Origin of the sequence: Xylanibacter rarus (assembly GCF_001275135.1) — a bacterium.
Classification (GTDB): Bacteria; Bacteroidota; Bacteroidia; order Bacteroidales; family Bacteroidaceae; genus Prevotella; species Prevotella rara.
The window spans coordinates 92,041-113,387 of the sequence record NZ_LFQU01000007.1; the positions used below are offsets into that span (position 1 = coordinate 92,041).

13 protein-coding genes are annotated in these 21,347 nt (G+C 36.2%); 8 read left to right on the forward strand and 5 right to left on the reverse strand.

Annotation, left to right across the window (positions count from 1 at the left end; all coding sequences use genetic code 11):
* Positions 1-7: 7 nt before the first annotated feature.
* On the reverse strand, positions 8-1,573 hold the full coding sequence (locus ACU52_RS05485; RefSeq protein ID WP_053398050.1) for a sodium:solute symporter family protein: 1,566 nt from the start codon (positions 1,571-1,573) through the stop codon (positions 8-10).
* 29 nt (positions 1,574-1,602) lie between these two features.
* Complete coding sequence (locus tag ACU52_RS05490) at positions 1,603-2,514, reverse strand: dihydrodipicolinate synthase family protein (protein ID WP_053398051.1); 912 nt, start codon at positions 2,512-2,514, stop codon at positions 1,603-1,605.
* A 179-nt stretch (positions 2,515-2,693) separates the two neighbouring features.
* Here ACU52_RS05490 and rsmA point away from each other — a divergent pair, with 179 nt between their 5' ends.
* The 4 genes from rsmA (at position 2,694) to ACU52_RS05510 (ending at position 7,303) form a co-directional block, all read left to right on the forward strand.
* A complete protein-coding gene (rsmA, locus tag ACU52_RS05495; protein WP_021854898.1) occupies positions 2,694-3,497 on the forward strand; it encodes a 16S rRNA (adenine(1518)-N(6)/adenine(1519)-N(6))-dimethyltransferase RsmA in 804 nt (267 codons plus the stop codon).
* Between the two features lie 76 nt (positions 3,498-3,573).
* Entirely contained in the window at positions 3,574-4,134 is a 561-nt protein-coding gene (gene frr, locus ACU52_RS05500; RefSeq protein ID WP_021854897.1) for a ribosome recycling factor, read from the forward strand.
* Positions 4,135-4,139: 5 nt separating this feature from the next.
* A complete protein-coding gene (rsgA, locus tag ACU52_RS05505) occupies positions 4,140-5,072 on the forward strand; it encodes a ribosome small subunit-dependent GTPase A (protein WP_021854896.1) in 933 nt (310 codons plus the stop codon).
* A 68-nt stretch (positions 5,073-5,140) separates the two neighbouring features.
* Positions 5,141-7,303, forward strand: coding sequence for a helix-turn-helix domain-containing protein (locus tag ACU52_RS05510; RefSeq protein WP_082335179.1), 2,163 nt, complete (start codon positions 5,141-5,143; stop codon positions 7,301-7,303).
* Positions 7,304-7,761: 458 nt separating this feature from the next.
* On the opposite strand, the gene htpG is transcribed toward ACU52_RS05510, so the two are convergent.
* Positions 7,762-9,816, reverse strand: a complete 2,055-nt coding sequence (gene htpG / locus ACU52_RS05515; protein WP_053398053.1) for a molecular chaperone HtpG — start codon at positions 9,814-9,816, stop codon at positions 7,762-7,764.
* A gap of 400 nt (positions 9,817-10,216) precedes the next feature.
* On the opposite strand from htpG, the gene ACU52_RS05520 reads away from it, so the two are divergent.
* The gene (locus ACU52_RS05520) at positions 10,217-10,732 is read left to right on the forward strand and encodes an RNA polymerase sigma factor (protein ID WP_021853704.1); all 516 of its coding nucleotides are present in this window, start codon (positions 10,217-10,219) and stop codon (positions 10,730-10,732) included.
* Between the two features lie 746 nt (positions 10,733-11,478).
* On the opposite strand, the gene glgP is transcribed toward ACU52_RS05520, so the two are convergent.
* Together glgP and ACU52_RS05530 are read right to left on the reverse strand one after the other, a co-directional pair.
* Positions 11,479-14,037: an alpha-glucan family phosphorylase gene (gene glgP, locus ACU52_RS05525; RefSeq protein WP_053398054.1), complete on the reverse strand. Its 2,559-nt coding sequence runs from the start codon at positions 14,035-14,037 to the stop codon at positions 11,479-11,481.
* 33 nt (positions 14,038-14,070) lie between these two features.
* Complete coding sequence (locus ACU52_RS05530) at positions 14,071-15,726, reverse strand: glycogen/starch synthase (protein WP_053398055.1); 1,656 nt, start codon at positions 15,724-15,726, stop codon at positions 14,071-14,073.
* Between the two features lie 293 nt (positions 15,727-16,019).
* Between ACU52_RS05530 and ACU52_RS05535 the strand changes: the two genes are divergently transcribed.
* The 3 genes from ACU52_RS05535 (at position 16,020) to cdd (ending at position 21,270) form a co-directional block, all read left to right on the forward strand.
* A complete protein-coding gene (locus ACU52_RS05535; RefSeq protein WP_053398056.1) occupies positions 16,020-18,575 on the forward strand; it encodes an ATP-dependent Clp protease ATP-binding subunit in 2,556 nt (851 codons plus the stop codon).
* Positions 18,576-19,429: 854 nt separating this feature from the next.
* Positions 19,430-20,776 carry a right-handed parallel beta-helix repeat-containing protein gene (locus ACU52_RS05540; protein ID WP_316936645.1) on the forward strand — a complete coding sequence of 449 codons (1,347 nt, stop codon included), beginning with the start codon at positions 19,430-19,432 and terminating at the stop codon, positions 20,774-20,776.
* A 14-nt stretch (positions 20,777-20,790) separates the two neighbouring features.
* Positions 20,791-21,270 carry a cytidine deaminase gene (cdd, locus tag ACU52_RS05545; RefSeq protein WP_053398058.1) on the forward strand — a complete coding sequence of 160 codons (480 nt, stop codon included), beginning with the start codon at positions 20,791-20,793 and terminating at the stop codon, positions 21,268-21,270.
* Positions 21,271-21,347: the final 77 nt, after the last annotated feature.

Here is a 21,347-nt window from a genome sequence, read left to right on the forward strand (position 1 = left end):
TAATATGTTATTTTTTATTTTTCTTTTCTTCAAGGTAACCATATATTGTCAGCTCCTTATCAGCAAGAGGTGTCTTGAAAAACAGACTCGCAATATACCCAACGACCAATACAATAAGGTGACTATATACGCCGAGCATATAAGTGTGATGTCTGAAATTCCAATCTTCAAGATCTAAAATTATTCCAGCATTAGGATCGTTGCCAAATTTTGTTGTCGTTAATACTGCATATGCTGTGAATAAGATTGCAGCCGCAATACCTATGTATAATCCTTGCCAATTTGCTCTGCGACTGAACAGACCTAGTAGAAATATGCCGACGATGCCTGCAGACAATATTGCATAAAGCCCGAATAATGTACCTAAAACGCCTTCACCTCCCCAGGCTACATATAATAATGCAATTAGGATAGCTCCTATGCCTATTGCAATTACAGATATGCGTCCGACAAGTAATTTTTGCTTGTCTGTTGCTTTTGGGCGAAAACGTGTATAGTAATCTTCTACAACTACAGCTGATATGCAATTAACATCTGCATCCAAACTAGATATCGCTCCTGCAATCAATGCGGAGATTATAAGTCCGGTTATTCCGATTGGCATTTCTGTCGCAATAAAATATGGGAAAATTTCATCACTCTTAATACCTGACGGTAAATCGCCTGCATTTATCTGATAATATGCAAATAAACATGTGCCAACGAACATAAATAAAGCCCATGTCGGTACACTTAGCATAATTCCCAGATATGACGCTTTTTTTGCGCTTTTATCAGTTCTTGCGGTAAGATATCGCTGTACAATACTTTGGTCTGTACCATATTTCTGTATGGCATAGAAGATGCCATTAAACACCATTACAATAAATGTCAATTGTGTGAAATCCCAAGCGTATGGACCGAAATCAATTTTGTTATGTTCTGCAGCTATATTTAATATCGCGGAAGCCCCTCCCTCTGTTAGATGGAATAACATGGCAATAGCCATTATTCCGCCAATGATAAGGAGAAATCCTTGGATGACGTCCATCCATATTATAGCTTCCATGCCGCCGAAGTATGTAAGAATAATAACTGCAATACCAATACTAATGATAAACCAAGTGATATTTATTCCGCCAGAAAAAGCAACCATGGCCATGGCTAGTAGATATAGTATGGTTCCCATTTTAGAAAAATGTTCCAACACAAATGCTATAGAACTATAGAATCGTGCAAATGCTCCAAAACGTCTTTCAAAGTATTCGTATGTGCTAAGTTTTATTACTCTTCTGTATAATGGAACGATAAAGCCTATTACTCCAAGTAAAACCAATGGAACCATCAGACCTTGTACTAATAAAATCCAATTTCCTGAATATGCGCTTCCTGGGTATGCTAAAAATGTTACACTACTTATGATTGTCGCAAACATAGACATACCGACAGCCCATGCAGGTATGTTGCCGCTTGCAGCAAAATAAGCTTCTGTTGAGTTTTGTCTTTTTGCAAAATAAATGCCAACACCTATGGCAAGCAATACGGATGCGATCACGATTGTTGTGTCAATCCAGTGTAGACCTTCGTAATTCATGGTATGTTTTTTAAGGTTAGTATTACATGTTATTTATATTTATTAATGATATCCCTGACTTTATTTTGAATGTTAATTACAGTTTCTTCTTCAAGCTCTGTAAGGGGAGGTAGCATATATGTCTCACAAAGTCCATACATCTTCATTATAACTTTTAAACCTGCAAGGGATTCGCCAAGTGTAAGATTGTCGGTATTTATTTTTCCAATTTCAATTGTTTTAGCTTGTAGATCATTTGCAATTTCTGTGTTTCCGCTTATTCCGGCTTCAAACAAGTCATTATATATCTTAGGCAAATAATTACCTACGCTTGGCACAATGCCGTCTGCTCCTAGTGACAGAGCTTTTGCAGAATTAGCTGCGCATCCACAGAAGTATGCAAAATCTTCGCGGTCAGAGAATAGTGTTAACGCTTCTTCCATGCGTTGAATGTTGTTTTCAGAGTCTTTTAATCCAACAATGTTGGGATGATGGCTTAGTTTTTCAATAACGTCAAGTGGTATGCTCATGTGGGTAGTTATAGTTATGTTGTATAGCATTAAAGGAGCAGTAAGCGTGTCTGCAAGATTCTTGTAGTATTCATACATTTGTTTCGGTGTTAATGAATAGTAGCATGGCAGTGTGGCTGCAATGACATCTGCACCTGCTTCAATAAACTTTACAGCCGCATCATATTGTTCTGAAATACAATTCCCGGCAAGTCCGGCGTATATTGTTATTCTTCCTGCGGCTGCCTCCGATGCAGCTTTTATCATTTTAACGCCACTTTCAACTGAAACAGAATTACCTTCTCCTGTTGTTCCCATTATCAATGCAGATACATTATATTGAGCAAAATTATTTATAATTCGTTTTACGGCATCAATATCAATTTCGTTATTCTTTGTAATAGGTGTGACCATTGGCACTACAACTCCATGGTATTTGTTTAATGTTTTCATTGGATTTGATTTTAAATTAGTTAATCGTTTGTTATAAATGTGTTTTAAATTTAAGACGGGAAAAAGTAACAATGTAACTTATTTTTGTCATATTATTTTCAGATAATATTATTTTTTCCATGTCAATGTGTCTGTTTTGCAAAATATTTATTTATTTTTGCAAAAACAAAAAATAAGATATGAGAACAGTACGGCCAAAGAAAAATTTAGGACAGCATTTTCTGACGGATCTTAATATTGCCAATGCAATAGCCGATACCGTAGATGCATGCCCTGATATTCCAATTTTGGAGGTAGGTCCCGGTATGGGTGTATTGACTCAGTATCTTGTTCAAAAAAACAGAGATGTAAAGGTTGTTGAAATAGATTCTGAATCTGTTAATTATCTTAATGAAAAATATCCGGATTTAAGAGAAAACATTATTGAGGATGATTTCCTTAAAATGGATCTGAATACAGTATTCAACGGACGGAAGTTTGTTCTTACGGGAAACTATCCTTATGACATATCTTCACAAATCTTTTTTAAGATGTTGGATAATAAAGATTTGATACCATGTTGTACCGGAATGATTCAACGTGAAGTGGCTCAGCGTATGGCTTCCGAACCTGGAACAAAAGCGTATGGAATACTAAGTGTGCTTATTCAGGCCTGGTACGATGTTGAGTATTTGTTCACAGTTGATGAAAACGTATTCAATCCACCGCCAAAAGTTAAAAGTGCAGTTATTCGTATAACTCGTAACAATGTTAATGATTTGGGGTGTGATTGGCATATGTTCAGGCGTGTTGTAAAGGCTGTTTTTAACCAACGGAGGAAGATGCTTCGTGTATCATTAAAACAATTGTTTGACAGAATGCCTGATGACAGCTTTTTTGAACAGGATATAATGACAAAGAGACCTGAGCAACTTTCAATACAGCAGTTTGTTGACCTCACAAATATGGTTCATGAGCAGATGAATAGAAATATCAATAAATAGCAAAAAAGACAATATCTGTAGTGATGTGTTTTGGAGCTTGATTTGAAAATATTTATGTAACAAAATATAATTATATATGTTAGACGTAAAGACAACTTTAAGCGAAAGCGAAGAGAGAATGGAAATGGCTGCTATGTTTTTAGATGAGCAGCTCTCTCGTGTACGTGCCGGACGTGCAAATGTTGCCATTCTTGATGGTATAAGAGTAGATTCATACGGATCAATGGTTCCTTTGAATCAAGTTGCTAATGTGTCAACACCTGATGCGCGGACAATAGCCATACGCCCATGGGATAAAAAAATGATTAGGGATATTGAGAAAGCCATTATGGACTCAGATGTTGGCATAACTCCTGAAAACAATGGTGAGATAATAAGACTTGGCATACCACAGCCCACAGAGGAGCGTCGTAAGGAACTCGCTAAACAATGCAACAAGATTGGAGAGAAGGCTAAGGTTGAGGTACGTAATGTGCGTGCTGATGTAAAAGACAAACTTAAAAAAGCTATAAAAGACGGCCTTTCAGAGGATAATGAAAAAGATGCAGAGGCTGAATTGCAGAAACTTCATGATAAGTATATCAAGAAAATCGATGATTTGCTTGCTGCAAAGAATAAGGAAATAATGACAGTATAACAGCAGTGAGAGGACTTGTAATAAAAAATACAGGTAGTTGGTATTCGGTTAAAACCGACGAAGGACACACTGTAGAATGTAAAATTAAAGGCAATTTTAGACTAAAGGGCATCCGCAGCACCAATCCGGTTGCTGTGGGTGACCGTGTTGAGATAATCTGCAATCAGGAAGGTACGGCTTTTATAAAAGATATTGAGGAAAGAAAAAACTATATTATAAGAAAGTCTCCAAATCTCTCTAAGCAGAGCCATATTATTGCAGCAAATATAGATCAGGCATTTCTGATTGTTACAGTAAATTATCCGGAGACATCCACAACATTTATTGACAGGTTTTTGGCATCAGCAGAAGCTTACAGAATACCTGTTTCTTTAATATTCAATAAAACCGACATACTTTCGGAAGCTGAACTAAACTATCAGAATTTAATGATAAACCTTTATGAGACAATAGGTTATACATGTTTTGCTGTTTCAGCTCTTGATGCAAAATCGCTTGATTGCCTTGTCCCTGAGCTAAAAGACCGTATAACGCTTTTTAGTGGAAATAGCGGTGTAGGTAAAAGTACCCTGTTAAATCATCTGATACCAGGATTAAACTTACGGACAGCTGAAATTAGTGAAGCTCATAACACAGGAATGCATACTACAACATTCAGTGAAATGCTTCCACTACCTTACGGGGGATGGGTTATTGATACTCCCGGAATAAAGGGATTTGGTACATTTGATATGGAGCCAGAAGAAATCTGTGGATATTTTAAAGAGATATTTAAGTTTTCAAAAGATTGTCGCTTCAATAATTGTACGCATACTCATGAACCGGGATGTGCCGTAAGAAAAGCTGTTGAGGAACATTATATTTCAGAAAGCAGATACAATTCATATCTCAGCATGCTGAAAGATAAAGAAGAAGGAAAATATCGCGAGGCGTGGTGATTTTTCTGCGCCTTTTTCGATTTTATATTTTAAATACAACTTATCTGTTTTTATTTTAGTATACTATGATGAATGCTGCTTCCGAGCAGGCAATGGCTTGGGATATAATAGAAAATACCGGGGCAAATCTTTTTTTGACCGGTAAGGCTGGAACAGGTAAAACAACGTTTCTCAAGGAAATAAAGAACAAATCAACTAAACGGCTTGTCGTGCTCGCTCCTACAGGTATTGCTGCAATAAATGCAGGAGGAGTAACCATTCATTCCTTCTTTCAACTTCCTCTGTCTCCTTATGTGCCTGGAGCTACCTTTGGAGGTGAAGATCAAAAGTATTATCGTTTCAGTAAGGTTAAGCGTAACATAATACGAACCATGGACTTGCTTGTTATTGATGAAATAAGTATGGTACGTGCAGATTTGCTTGATGCAATAGATTCCGTAATGAGACGATACCGTGACCATGGAAAACCTTTTGGCGGTGTACAACTGCTGATGATTGGCGATCTGCAACAGCTTGCTCCCGTTATAAAAGATGAAGAATGGGCAATGTTGAGCAAGTATTATCCGACACCTTACTTTTTTTCAAGCAAGGCTCTTAATGCTGCAGAGTATCATACTGTTGAGCTTAATACCGTATACAGACAGCAAGATGAAACGTTTATCTCTCTCTTGAATCAGATACGGGAGAATCGTGCTACAAATGAAACATTGTCAGCTTTAAACAGACGTTATATTCCTGATTTTATTCCAGAGAAAGACAGCGATTATATTCGTTTGACGACACATAACAATCCGGCACATATGATAAATGACAGGGAACTGTCATTGTTGCCTTCGCGTGAATATGAATTTAAGGCTGAGATTGAGGGGGATTTTCCTGAAACTTCATATCCAGCCGATGTTAATTTGGTTCTAAAACAGGGAGCGCAGGTTATGTTTATTAAAAATGACCCAGAGAAACGTTTCTTTAACGGTATGATTGGCGAAGTGGTGTCATTGGATGAAAGTGCTATTATTGTCAGAGATAAGAATGGAGGAGAAAGCTTCAATCTTGAAAAATCAGAGTGGGCAAATGCCAAGTATACTATAGATGAAACTACAAAAGAAATAACAGAAACTGTAGAAGGTGTTTTCAGACAGTATCCTTTACGCCTTGCATGGGCTATAACAATACATAAAAGCCAGGGACTGACTTTTGATCATGCTATAATAGATGTTTCACATTCGTTTGCACACGGACAGGCATATGTTGCATTAAGTCGCTGCAGAACTCTTGACGGAATGGTGTTGAGTGCCCCTTTACAACGTGATGCCATAATCAGTGACAGTACTTTGGATGCATATATTAACACTATCGACAAGCGTGTTCCGTCTGCAGAAACATTATCAGCTTTGCATAATTCTTATGTTATACAGTTGTTGGACGAATTGTTCGATTTTTCGTCATTGAAGTCTTCGTTTGATATGTTGTTGAGAACGCTTGATGAGCATTTGTATAAAAAATATCCGAAACTCTTGGCTGAATATAAACGTATAGGGCTGTCGTTTGAGCGCATTATTGATGTGTCATATCGCTTTAAAATACAATATACAAGAATGTTGCATGCAAATCCTGATATAAGCAGCCCTGATATTCAGACGAGGATACATAAAGCTGCAGCGTATTTCTCTGAAGAGATGAAGGTTTTCACCTTGTTGTGCAACAAAACAAAAGTTGAGATTGAGAATAAGGCTGTTAAAAAACAGTTTGATGACAGATATAGTGTCTTCTTCAGGGATATAGAACTAAAAAAACAGCTTTTCATACATGCGGAAGACAATAATGTTGAATTTTCAATACCGAATTATCTCCGGATAAAATCGAAGATATTATTGAGTATTGATGATGGTGGAAAGAAAATAGTAAAGGCAAGAAAACCAAAGACAGTGAAAGAGCCGAAGATACCAACTTATAAAATTAGCTATGACATGTTTTCTTCTGGTATGACAATAGAGCAGATTGCTAAAGAAAGAGGACTTGTTTATGGCACTGTATTTGGACATATTGCCCGTTATGTTGAGGCTGGTGAACTTGAGATGGATCGTCTTGTACCTGAGGAGCATATAAAAGCTATAAAGACTTTTATTATTAATAATCCAAATAATAGGTCCGTAAGTGATATATATTCAGGTGTCGGACCGGATGTTACGTATAACGAAATACATCTATATCTTAAAATGTTTGGTGAATAACTGGTATTGTTTCGGATATTGCAAGTGTTAGATTTTTATGTGATGGTTGATAGCGTCTTATCTGAATATTTTATGTAATAATTTATTTTGTAATATACATGGAACGTAATTGATAGTTTTTATCTGCGTTTCATGATAAATTATGTCGTGTGCGGTGCTGGATGTTTGATTTTGGATAAATAACGCTGTATCTTTATTCGATTTGAAACTAATAGACTTTTAAGGTAAAAGTCAATGATTTTTGATGTAAAACTCAGTGGTTTATTATGTGAAAAACAGTCAAATTAATTAGCTTAAACACAAGATTAGGAAAAATGATTGCTGAAGATGAAGATCTATTCTTGATAAAACAAAAATAAAATACACCCAAGCTTGAGTTAAAACTTAAATGCTTGGGTGTATTTTTTTATAAGTTGAGTTAATTGATTTTATGTTGCAAAGTGTTACAACGCTGTTTCTTATTTTATTAAAGAAACAGAACGTTTAATAAATGCATCGAGGGATGATCCTTTCAGCATGCCGTTCTGAAGCAGAGCCAAGTCTATTAGCTGATGCACAATTTTGTTATCTTTAGCGTATTCTGAGATGATTTGGTTCTTTTTCTCACGTTGTTCGTTTAATGCTTTTTCTGTATTTGCAAGATCATCCTTTTCTTCTTGAGTAATTTCTTCCGGCTTTTTCTTGCTTTGATTCTGATGTAGAGCTGCAAGGCGTGCTTGTTGACCCTTTATTTCGCTGATTACAGGGTTAAGAGCATCACTGCATTTGCTGGTTTCATCATCAAGAATATTTTTTATGAGCTTATGATCGCTGTTCAGAACAAGACTATAGCTGTCTGGCATCTGAGCATAGAAACTCATTCCGCTTTGGAAACGGCTTATGTCTTTCATTCTGCGCATATACTCACTTTGAGTGATCATTACAGGCATGCCATTCTCTCCCAGGGCTTGAACTTCAATATTGAATTCAACTTTGTTAATTTTAGGCATCTGTGAACGGAATGCTGCTGACAAATTGTCGGCTTGATCGCTGTCAAGTTCTGTCTTCTTGACATCATCTTTGACAATAAGACGGTCTATAATATCGCTGTCTACGCGCATGAATCTGCTCTTCTCAAATTTCTGCTCAAGCATTGAAACAACAGGAACATCGAGCTGTCCGTCAAGCAACAATACACTATATCCCTTATCTTTTGCAGCTTCAATATAAGAATATTCTTCTTCTTTATTGTTTGCATAAAGATAAATAAGCTGTCCGTCTTTGTCTGTCTGATTGTCTTTTATTAATTGTTTGTATTCGTCAAATGTGAAATATTTGCCTTCAACATCTTTCAACAGTGCAAAGTCCTTAGCCCTATCATAGAAATCCTCTTGAGACAGCATACCGTAATTTATGAAAAGCTTCAGGTCATCCCATTTGCTTTCATAATCTTTGCGGTTTTCTTTGAATATGCTGTTGAGTCTGTCTGCAACTTTTTTAGTAATGTATGTAGAGATCTTCTTTACGTCTCTGTCACTTTGCAGATAGCTTCGACTTACGTTTAGAGGTATATCCGGAGAATCAATTACTCCGTGTAATAGTGTAAGGAATTCAGGAACTATGCCTTCAACTTGATCTGTTACGAATACCTGATTGCAGTATAGCTGTATTTTATTACGCTGAAGTTCAATATTAGACTTGATGCGTGGGAAATATAATATACCTGTTAGGTTGAATGGATAGTCTACATTAAGATGTATCCAGAACAGAGGTTCATCCTGCATAGGATAGAGTTCGTTGTAGAACTTTTTGTAATCCTCGTCCTTAAGCGTACTTGGAGTTTTTGTCCATAACGGCTCTACACTGTTTATTATATTGTCTTCTTCTGTTTCAACTTGTTTTCCGTCTTTCCATTCTGTCTTTTTGCCAAAAGCTACAGGAACGGGCATAAATTTGCAATATTTGTTTAGCAGAGACTGTATGCGTGCCTTTTCCAAAAATTCTTTACAGTCATCGTCAATATGAAGTATTATATCTGAACCTCTATCTGCTTTTTCTGCATCGTCTATTTCGTATGCCGGACTGCCGTCACAGCTCCATTTAACCGCTTTTGCTCCGTCTTTGTAGCTCTTTGTTATGATTTCCACCTTGTTGCTGACCATAAACGAACTATAGAAACCAAGTCCAAAATGTCCGATTATCGCATTGGCATTGTCTTTATATTTATTAAGGAAATCATTAACACCTGAAAATGCAATTTGGTTAATATATTTGTCAATCTCCTCTTCTGTCATACCGATGCCTCGGTCGCTGATTGTAAGTGTGTTGTTTTTCTCGTCGAGAGTAACACGTACCGTCAAATCGCCAAGTTCACCTTTGAATATTCCTTTATCAGCAAGTGTTTTTATTTTCTGTGTTGCATCTACAGCATTGCTTACCATTTCACGAAGGAATATTTCATGGTCTGAATACAAGAATTTTTTGATGACGGGGAAAATGTTTTCTGTTGTAACCCCAATATTTCCTTTTTGCATAGCTATATGTATTTTAAATGTATTTTTGTAATAAGTAATCGTCAAATCAACTTGCAAATACTGTGCCATAATTGTCGCTTACTTTTATTGTTATTAATTAAGTGCGGGAGATCATTATTGCTTTTGTTATTCGTAATAATATCTGCCTGACATTTTGAAATTAGATATAAGTAATGATTACGGCTATTGCTTTAATAAAATATTATTGATAATTAATTGATTGTCAGATGGCTGTGTTTTATTGCTAGAGATTCTGCTTTTTGTAAATGCTGTTGGCTATAACTTTTTTAGATGTTTCAAAACAATTTGAATTTGTATACGGCAGGAATAAATAGATTGATTCATTTTTTGTGTCGTAGGAAATGAAGTATCTTTGCATATATAAAGCTAATTTACAGCTATGGAAAAACTCGAAACTAAATTTACTACAATTGGCAAGTATTATGCAGAGCATTTTAATGATTTGCGTGCATTCGTTGTAAGCAGAATTAAAGAAACAGAATACGCCGATGATATTGTTCAAAATGTATTTATTAAGTTATTGTCAATAGATAAAATTTTGACGGAAGAGAGTCTTTCAAATTTGGTCTATACTATAACGCGCAATCTTATATACGATTATTATAGGCATAAAAAATCAGTGGATGATTATTCTTGTTATGTTGTGTCTAAGACTAAAAAGGACTCTTGTGATGACTTTCCCAATTATTCATTTGAGGAAATTATCGAAATACTTGATTGCGGAATTCAGAAACTAAATGAAAATCAACGAAAGATTTACAAGATGAATATATACGACGATTTGGCTGTTTCTGAGATATCTAAAACATTAAATATGAATTATAAGAGTGTCGAAAATAAGTTAGGTAGTGCTCGTAAGGTTATTAGAAAGTATATGAGCAAAATGTTAGCATGATAATGGTTAATTAATACATTCGATAGGTTGTTTTAAGGTTGTTGCCCTTACATTCGTAGTGATATGAATGTAGGGCTTTTTATTTGGATAAAAATAGCTTATTATTCTATATGTCAATTATGATTAATAATCAAGGCAAAAGTCGTGAACATCTTTCTTGTTTTATTATAAATTTCTAGGATGATTTTATAAATTTCAAAATGAAATAAATCCATATGGTTTAATTTATAAATAATAGTAGTGTATTTACAGTCACAAATAAGGGGGCATTTATGATGCGAAACAGGTCTGTTCATTACAGGTGAACGATAGGTTAATAATTTAGAAATTTTATATGTCTTTTTGCTTGTGATTTTAAGTAAAGCACGTTTTTTACTTAGTTGTCCCTTAAAACCATCATTATCTGTTGGTATTAAGTAATCAGATTACCGATTAGGCCGTAACTTTTATAAGGGTGTGGTGGGAGATATTGTAAACGTGCTTATGGCGGCTGCAGCCTATAACTTCAAAAGAGCCATGAAAGCTCTTTGTTGCATGCTTCAAAAAATATAAGAGATGCTGTCCAGGATGATGTCTCGTAAGAATTTTTAGGGATGATTAAATGGATTATTTGATGTGGAACTTGGACAAAGTATAATAAATAATCTCCTTAACTATTGACAAAAAAATGTCATTAGTTAAGGAGATTTATCTTTAGTTATATATGTAATAAAAATTACATAATGTCGCTTATAGGCAAATGATTATTAATCAAGCCATTTTACATAACAGAAGTCTTGACGGTGAGGCAGGGCAGAATTCTTTGGATACATTCTGACGGCAGTCTTGTATGTGCCTGCTTCTGATGCCTCTACTGTAGCTTCAAATGTGTAAAGGTTGCCTTCATGTCCGATTAACTTGAATGGGAATACATTTGAAATACGGTCTTCGCCATTATTGTCAACAGTTAATGAAACAAATTCAAGTCCTATTGCGTCATTTAAGCCCTGTTCGTCAATTACGTATCTAATTTTGTATGTAACTCCTGTTTCTAAACCAGTGTTGGGGAACATAGATTCTTTTGATACAACATGTATTGAGTCCCAACGTTCAGCTACGCTTTCTTTCCATTGTGCAATGTCTTTTGCTAAACGATTATCATTTGCTGCAAGTTTCTCGAAACGGATAGCTTCTTTTGTATAGAACTTTTCGTAATAATCATCCAATTGTCTCTTCATGGTATAATGAGGAGCAATTTTTGCGATAGAGTTCTTTATCACTTTAATCCAACCTTCACTATATCCGTTTTCATTCTTGTTATAGTATAAAGGTATGATTTCATTTTCCAATAATCCGTAGATCGTTGCAGCATCAAGTTGGTCTTGGTAGCCTTGATTCTTGTATGTACGTTTCTCTGTAAGTGCCCAGCCGGCTCCTTCACGATATCCTTCGAGCCACCAGCCGTCCAAAACAGACAAATTGACAACACCGTTCATTTCAGCTTTTTCACCAGATGTACCAGATGCTTCAAGAGGACGTGTCGGTGTGTTCATCCATATATCAACACCTGAAACCAGGCGGCGTGCAAGCTGCATGTCATAATCCTCGAGGAAGATAATTTTTCCTAAGAATTCAGGACGTTGGCTAATTTCGAAAATCTTCTTTATAAGACCTTGGCCTGCGCCATCTGCAGGATGGGCTTTTCCTGAGAACAGGAATTGAACAGGACGCTCTGGATTGTTGACAATTTTTGCCAGACGGTCGAGGTCAGTAAACAGAAGGTGTGCACGCTTATATGTAGCAAATCTTCTGCAGAAACCAATCATCAAGGCATTTGGATTGATCTTTTCAAGCAAAGAAACAACTCTTGAAGGATCTCCTTGATTCTTTAGCCATGTTTCACGGAATTTATCGCGAATATAATCTGTAAGTTTCTTCTTTAATACCATGCGTGTGTCCCAAATGACATTATCTGGAACTTTGTATATTGCATGCCATATGCTTTCATTGCTTTGGTCAGACATGAAAGCTGAGTCAAAATATTTGGCATATAGCTTACGCCATTCTGTTGCTGCCCATGTGGGGAAGTGAACACCATTGGTAACGTAACCAACGTGGTTTTCCTCCGGATAATAACCTTTCCATATTCCTGAGAACATCTTCTGGCTGACCCATCCATGGAGCTTACTTACACCATTCACTTCCTGACAAGTGTTGCAGGCGAATGTTGACATACAGAATTTTTCGTTGTGGTCATCAGGATTAGTGCGTCCCATGCCAATAAATTCATCCCATGTGATGCCAAGTATTGAGGGGTAACCGCCCATATATTTGCCAAACAGACCTTCGTCAAAATAGTCATGACCGGCAGGAACTGGAGTATGAACAGTGTAAAGTGATGAGGCTCTAACCAACTCTATTGCCTGATTGAAAGAGAGTCCGCTTTGTACATAGTCACAAAGACGCTGAAGGTTGCATAATGCTGCATGTCCTTCGTTGCAGTGGTATATTTGTTTCTTTATACCTAGTTTTTTAAGAGTTAAAATACCTCCTATACCTAACAGAATCTCTTGTTTCAGACGGTTCTCCCAGTCACCACCGTAAAGAGAGTGGGTTATTGGTTTGTCAAAATCAGAGTTCATTTCGTTATCTGTATCAAGTAGGTAAAGCGGAATTCTACCAACATTAACTCTCCATACATAAGCATGAACTTGATAGTTCATATATGGAACATCTACAACCAAGGGATTGCCTTCGGCATCAAGTTGGCGAACAATAGGAAGTGAGTTGAAGTTTTGAGCTTCGTAGTTTGCAATCTGCTGTCCGTCCATGCTGAGGGACTGCTTGAAATATCCATAGCGATAAAGGAATCCTACGGCACACATATCAACATTGCTGTCAGATGCTTCTTTCAGATAATCACCGGCTAACATTCCTAGACCGCCTGAATATATCTTAAGAACTTGGTTAAGACCATACTCCATGCTGAAATATGCAACAGAAGGACGTTTTGTATTTGGTTTAACGTCCATATATTTACGGAACAGTGAATATACGTCCTTAACTTTTTTCATTATTGTCTTATCCTTGACAATTTCTTCTTTTCTGTCATAGCTAAGACGTTCGAGCAATAAAACAGGATTATGACCAACTTCTTCGTACAATTTTTCATCTAAGCTGCGCCATAAATCTCTTGCTTCGTAGTTCCATGCCCACCACATGTTATGAGCAAGTTCATCTAAACACTTTAATTGTTCAGGTAATCTTGATTTTACAGTCAGTTCTCTCCATTGTGGAGCGTTGACATAGTCTGCTTTAATTTTCATTGTTTATTTAATTTATGTAATTTACAAATTGATTTAATGCTTTCTTGCTTCTGCTCGTCTGAGCGCAAAGTCATATGCTTGGTAATAGTATTTTATAAAATTGCTCCATAATGCTTTTTTAGACAGCTTTTCTGCATTGTTTCTGGCTTTCTTAATCTCGCTGTCGGACATATTGGAGAATTCTACAATTGTATCTTTTATCTTATCAGCAACTTCAGAATAATTGTAATCTGTACGGTGAATAACTTTTACGCCGTCAGTAATTTCTCCATATCTTCCAAATTCGGCATTTGCCCAAAGTCCAAAACCTGCTAAATCAGATGTTATGCATGGAACCTTAAATGCAATTGCCTCCAATGGAGTATATCCCCAGGGTTCGTAGTATGAAGGATAAACGCAAAGGTCATTTCCTAATACGAGGTCGTAATATTTCATGTTGAAAATACCATCATTGCCATTAAGATAGCAAGGCAGAAATATTAATTTTACTTTATCTTCATACCTGTTTTGCATGTCTAAGAATTTCAACATTCCTAAGACATTGTCCTGACTCATATTTTGAAGCCAGTGTGTTATCATTGGTACTGGTAATGGCTCGTTGTATTTCTTTTGTGACTTAATACGTTCTTTTAAGTCTTCGCGAGGTTCACCAACCCATCCGGGAACTTCGATGAATGCAAGTATTTTTTTATTCAGACGATTATCTCTAAGCAACCTGTTCATTGCTTCTATGTATACATCAACTCCTTTGTTCCTGAACTCATATCGTCCACTAGTTGATACAATGAGTGTGTCGTCGTCTAAGTCTGTTCCGAGTAATGCATTCGCAATGTTTAGAACATGTTTGCGGGCAATATTCCTTTTTCTGGTAAACTCTGCGCCTTTGGGTACAAAATCATTTTCAAAGCCATTGGGCAAGATAACGTCTACAGGCTTATCCAGAAGTTCTTTACATTCATTTGCAGTAATTTCACTTACAGTGGTAAAGCAGTCAGTGTATTTAGCAGTTTGTTTCTCAATTGAATGTTTGCTTTGCATGTTAAGCTCGTTAGCCATTTGATCACCATTATAGGCAAACAAATAATCATATAACGGCTTATTGTTTCCTGCAATACTTCTTCCTATACTCGTGGCATGAGTGGTGAATATTGTTGCAATTTGTGGTATCTTGTAGCTTAAGTACAGAAGTCCTAACCCGGTCATCCATTCATTTGCATGATATATGACCCTTTGAGAATCGTCAAGATAAAAATTATAGAAACTTTCAACTACCTTGGCAGCTGCATATGAGAACATAGACGCTTCGTCATAATCACCATAGGCATGTAGACTGTCTACCTGAAAATGTTCCCATGTCCATGTATAAATATTGTTTTTATCTTTATAATATTGATTGAAGTTTACCAATATTGCAATAGGTAGTCCTGGTATATTCCATCTTCCAATTTTAATAACAAGACCTTCTTTGTTGGCTTGTTCATGCCATTCAGAAAACAGTTTGTTGTCTTCTATGAAATAAGGATTATCGTTAATAAAAACATCAGGACCGATAAAAATAATTTTGTCTTTCAGAAGATTCTGTAGGGTTTTTGCTCTTGTTGAAAGAACTGTATATATACCTCCGACCTTATTGCAAACTTCCCAACTAGATTCAAAAATATAATCAGGTGTTAATAATTTTGTTGCCATAATTCTTTTGTAATATGGGCGCAAAGTTAATAAAAAATCATACAAAAACAAATTTTGTATTATGTATTTTTAAGAAATGAGAGATTTTATTGATTTATGATTATTTTATTAATAACTATTTAAAATGATTGCAAAATAGTTATTGTTAAATATTAAAGAGGATATATGTTTTTTATTTTGAATGCTAAAATCTGCGCGCTTATAATTAAAAATGAAATATGGCATAATATTTGTTTGTGATAAAATGTTTATCTTTGCATCGTAAAATTATTGTAAATAAGAATATATATAAAATGACCAGTCAATTTTCACCAAAAGTGTCTCAAATTCTAGCGTTTAGCAGAGAAGAGGCTGCCAGGTTAGCCAGCAGGTCTGTTGGTCCGGAGCATTTGCTGCTTGGTATACTTCGTGACAAGACGGGCCCTGTGCATGAATTATTTTTGAAATTAGATATAAACTATCAGTCAATAAAAACCGAGTTGGAACAGAAGGTGCGTGAAGATGATTTTATGCAACCTTTAAATACTCATGAGCTTGTGTTGAATGAAAAGGCCAGTAATATTTTAAAACTTGCTGTTTTGGAGGCCCGTATTCAGTCTATGCAAATGGTTGATGAACAGCATTTATTGTTGGCGATTTTACATGATCATGCAAATAATGGAGCAAAAGAGGTGTTAGAGTTTAATAATATGAGTTATGAAGATGCGTTAACCTATTTTCAGAATAAATCAGGTTATATGACAAATGATGGGATTGACATGCCTGATAAGGATGAAGATGAGGACGGCATGCTTAGTATTAATGGCGGTAATTCACAGAAATCAAATCCGCAGAGTACTGCAACTGGTGTACATAGAAGCCAAGGAAAAACGCCAGTGCTAGATAACTTTGGAACCGATTTGACTAAATGCGCCTCGGAAGGAAAATTGGATCCTGTTGTAGGCCGTGAGCGTGAGATTCAGCGCGTTGTAGAAATCTTGTGTCGTAGAAAGAAGAACAATCCAATCTTGATTGGAGAACCTGGTGTAGGTAAAAGCGCAATAGTTGAAGGTCTGGCTCAGCTTATTAACAAGCATCATACATCACCAGTCCTATTCAATAAGCGTATAATTAGTCTTGATATGACTGCTATTGTTGCAGGCACAAAGTATCGTGGACAATTTGAGGAACGTATACGCGCACTGATTAAGGAAATAGAGCAGAATCCTGACGTCGTTATTTTTATAGATGAGATACATACGCTTATAGGAGCCGGTTCTACTCCGGGTTCAATGGATGCCGCCAATATATTGAAACCGGCATTAGCACGTGGCACTATTCAGTGCATTGGAGCAACGACATTAAGTGAATATCGTAATTCTATCGAGAAGGACGGAGCTTTGGAACGAAGGTTTCAGAAGGTTATTGTGGAACCGACAACGTCTGATGAAACAATAACCATCTTGAATAATATAAAAGAGCGTTACGAGAATCACCATCATGTTTCTTATACTAACGATGCCATATTGGCGTGTGTCAAATTGACAGAAAGGTATGTAACAGACAGGTTCTTTCCTGATAAGGCTATTGATGTTCTTGATGAGGTGGGTGCACGTGTGCATCTGCGGCACACACAAATGCCTCCTGAGATAAGTGAAAAGGAAAAAGAAATTAATTTTATCAAAGGGAAGAAGCAGGCTGCGGTAAGAAATCAGAACTTTGAGCTGGCTGCAAGTTACAGGGATAAGCAGACAGAATTGGAAGCTGAACTTTCTGAACTTCAGGAAAAATGGGCAAATAATGAGATTGGCACTCGAGATGAAATAACAGAGAATGATGTTACAGAGGTAGTGTCAATGATAACAGGTGTGCCTGTACAACGGATGGCTGAGGCCGAAAGTGCAAGGCTCAAAAATATGGCTAATGATTTGAAAGCTGTTGTAGTTGCTCAAGATAAGGCTATCGAAAAGATGGTTAAGGCTATACAGCGTAACAGGGTTGGTCTGAAAGAGAAAAATCATCCGATAGGAGCGTTTATGTTTTTGGGACCAACGGGTGTCGGTAAGACATATTTGGCGAAGAAACTGGCTGAGCATATGTTTGGCAGTTCTGATGCGTTGATCCGTGTTGACATGAGCGAATACAGCGAGAGCTTTAATACGTCTCGATTAGTTGGCGCTCCTCCGGGATATGTAGGATATGAAGAAGGCGGACAACTTACAGAGAAAGTAAGACGTCATCCATATTCAATTGTATTGCTTGATGAGATTGAGAAGGCACACGGCAATGTGTTCAATATGTTATTGCAGGTTCTTGATGAAGGACGTCTGACAGACGGTAATGGCCGCTTGATAGATTTCCGTAATACGGTGATAATCATGACAAGTAATGCTGGAACTCGTCAATTAAAAGAATTTGGACGCGGTATAGGTTTCAATGCAGGTGGCTTTAGCAGTGAAAACATCAATGAAACCGACAAAGAATATGCTAGAAGCATAATACAAAAAAGTTTGAGTAAGCAGTTTAGTCCTGAATTCTTGAATCGTCTTGATGAGATTATAACATTTGACCAATTGGATCTTGAGGCTATAAAAAGAATTATAGACATAGAGTTAAAGGGGCTTGTCGGCAGAATCAAGGAACTTGGTTGTAACATAAAGATTTCAAATGCTGCAAAAGAGTTTGTTGCCTCAAAAGGCTATGATGTGCAATTTGGCGCAAGACCTTTGAAACGAGCAATACAGAACTATATTGAGGATGGGCTTTGTGAATTGATATTGGATGGAAAATTAAAAGATAATGACGTTATCTTAATAGATAAGAATCCAGATAAAGATAGCCTGTCGTTTAAGATAGAAGGAACAGATTGATTTCTTTGTAATTTAAATATTATTTAATATAGGGGCAAGTCATTTTCATGATGTTGCCCCTATATTATTTATGTATAGAGAGTACTTCTTTATTATCAATGGTTTGCTTGGGCTTGGTTATGTAATGGAGCTTTTCATTAATGCATTATCGTCTTTATTTTGAATGTGTGTCGTGCATATAATTTGATTTATAAATTTAGATGTATACTTAATCTTTATTTGTCTAATACTTTTTTAGTTGTAAAAAATTATAACAAATAAAGCTGATTTTGTATTAAAAAGGATTGTTTCGGTTTGTATATATCCGTTTTATTAATATAAATACGCGTATGCCTTTCAGATTATTAGTGATTGAGTTTTTGCCCATAAATCAGTTGTTTTTAATCCAAAAGTCATTTGTTTAATGGATGTATTTCATTGGTTTCTTTCGAAGAAAAGGCAGAAATGTTTTTTATTAGAAGATGTATAGTGAAGCATAAATGATAATATACAGATTTGCGCTTGTCATAAATAATGAATTACATACAGAAAAACATAAGTCTGTTACTGCTGTATTTGTCATTTCAAGTCGTATGTATTTATTCGGTGCCCCCTTTAATAGGGACATTGATAATGTTGAATAAGCAAGAACAAGGATTTATTGTTATTTTGTGAAATAATGTTCTATAAGGAATGAAATAATTTCTTTCAAATTAAGTGCAATATAATATTTCAAACATCGTTATATAATCATGAAGATAAAAAATATTATTTCACTAATAAGTTTTCTTTGTCTGTTTGTGTCGTGTACAGACGATGATTCTTTTTCATTGTCAAAATCTGACATATTGACATTTTCAACTGATACGATAAGTATGGATACCATTTTTTCAACGGTTCCAACTTCTACACGTACATTTTGGGTTTATAATAAGGCTGGCGACGGGATACGATGTACAAAGGTTAGATTAGCTCGTGGAAACCAGACTGGATTTAGAATAAATGTTGACGGAGAATACCTTAGCCCGACGTCAGGGTATCAAATTTCTGACGTAGAGATCCGTAAAAATGACAGTATAAGGGTATTTGTTGAATTAACATCTCCGGAAAACGGAAAGCAGGAGCCTCAACTGCTCGAGGATGAGCTTGTTTTCCTTTTGGAAAGTGGGGTAGAGCAGAAGGTTGCTTTAAACGCTTATACGTGGGATGCCAATTTACTGAAGAATGTGTATGTGCAAAATGACACTACTATCGGAACAGACTCTAAACCGACTGTAATTTATGGTGGACTGACGGTTGACAGCTGTGCTACATTGAATATAGCAGCCGGAACAACTTTGTATTTTCATGGTGATGCCGGAATTAATATATATGGCCGTATGATATCTGAAGGTACGGCAGATAGAAATATTGTGCTTCGTGGTGACAGACTGGATAACATGTTTGACTATCTTCCTTACGATAATGTCAGTGGTCAGTGGCAGGGAATCCGTTTCTATGGTTCTTCTTACGATAATAAAATCTGCTATACAGACATTCATAGCACATTTAATGGTATTGTTTGTGACTCTTCTGATGTATCGAAGGTTAAACTTCAATTACTTAATAGTACAGTTCATAATTGTCAGGGATATGGCGTTAAATCTGAAAATTGTTCAATAGAGATACGTAACAGCCAAATAACCAATACCTTAAATGATTGTGTGGCAATATTTGGCGGCAGTGCAATAATACAACAATGTACATTGGCACAGTTTTATCCATTTGACTCTAATCGCGGAGCTGCTCTGTATTATTCTAATTTTCAGGGTGAACGTTATATGCCGTTGTTAAAGATGGATTGTCTGAATAGTATTGTTACTGGCTATGCAAACGATGTAATAACTGGTGCGAAGATGGATGATGAAACGAAAGAGTTTAATTATAGATTTGTGAACTCATTATTGCGTACACCAGAAGTTACGGACGATGAGAATATAATTAATGTGGCTTTCGAGAATGTTGAGGACACTTCAGCTGTATCAGGAGAAGAAAACTTTGTTTTAGTTGATATAGACAAACAGAGGTATGACTTTCATCTGAACGAAAAATCTCCGGCTATAAACACTGCTGCGATAGAATATTCCTTGCCTGAAGACCGTGACGGAAGACAAAGAGATGAACTCCCGGATGTTGGTTGCTATGAATATTTTAAAGATCCGACAAACAACGAAAATGAATAAATATAAACGTAGACATGGAAAAAATCATTATAAAATCAGAATTAAGTCTGTTAAAATTTGAAGAACTTGATGATATGTCAAAAGCATTGGTAAAACATGCTATTGAAGCTACAGACAAATCATATTCACCTTATTCCCACTTTAAGGTGGGGGCTGCGTTGAGGCTTGAGGATGGTACTATCGTGATTGGGGCCAATCAGGAAAATGCTGCATTTCCCGTTACTATGTGTGCTGAACGTGCTGCGATATTTAATGCTCAGTCTAATCATCCAGAGTTGGCGATAACAGCCATTGCAATCGCTGCAAAAAATATAGAAGGACTGGTTAAAACTCCTGTTTCGCCTTGTGGTTCTTGCCGGCAAGTAATATTAGAAATGGAGCAAAGATACCAACGTAACATAAAGATATTACTTTGTGGAACAGATGGCATTTATGTTATTGACAGCATAAAAGATTTGTTGCCATTGTCATTTGTTGATGAATCTATGCACTAAGTTTATTGATATAGTAACTCAAAAATATCCCAGATGACAGTTTAACGTATATGTCGTCTGGGATATTTGTAATAGTA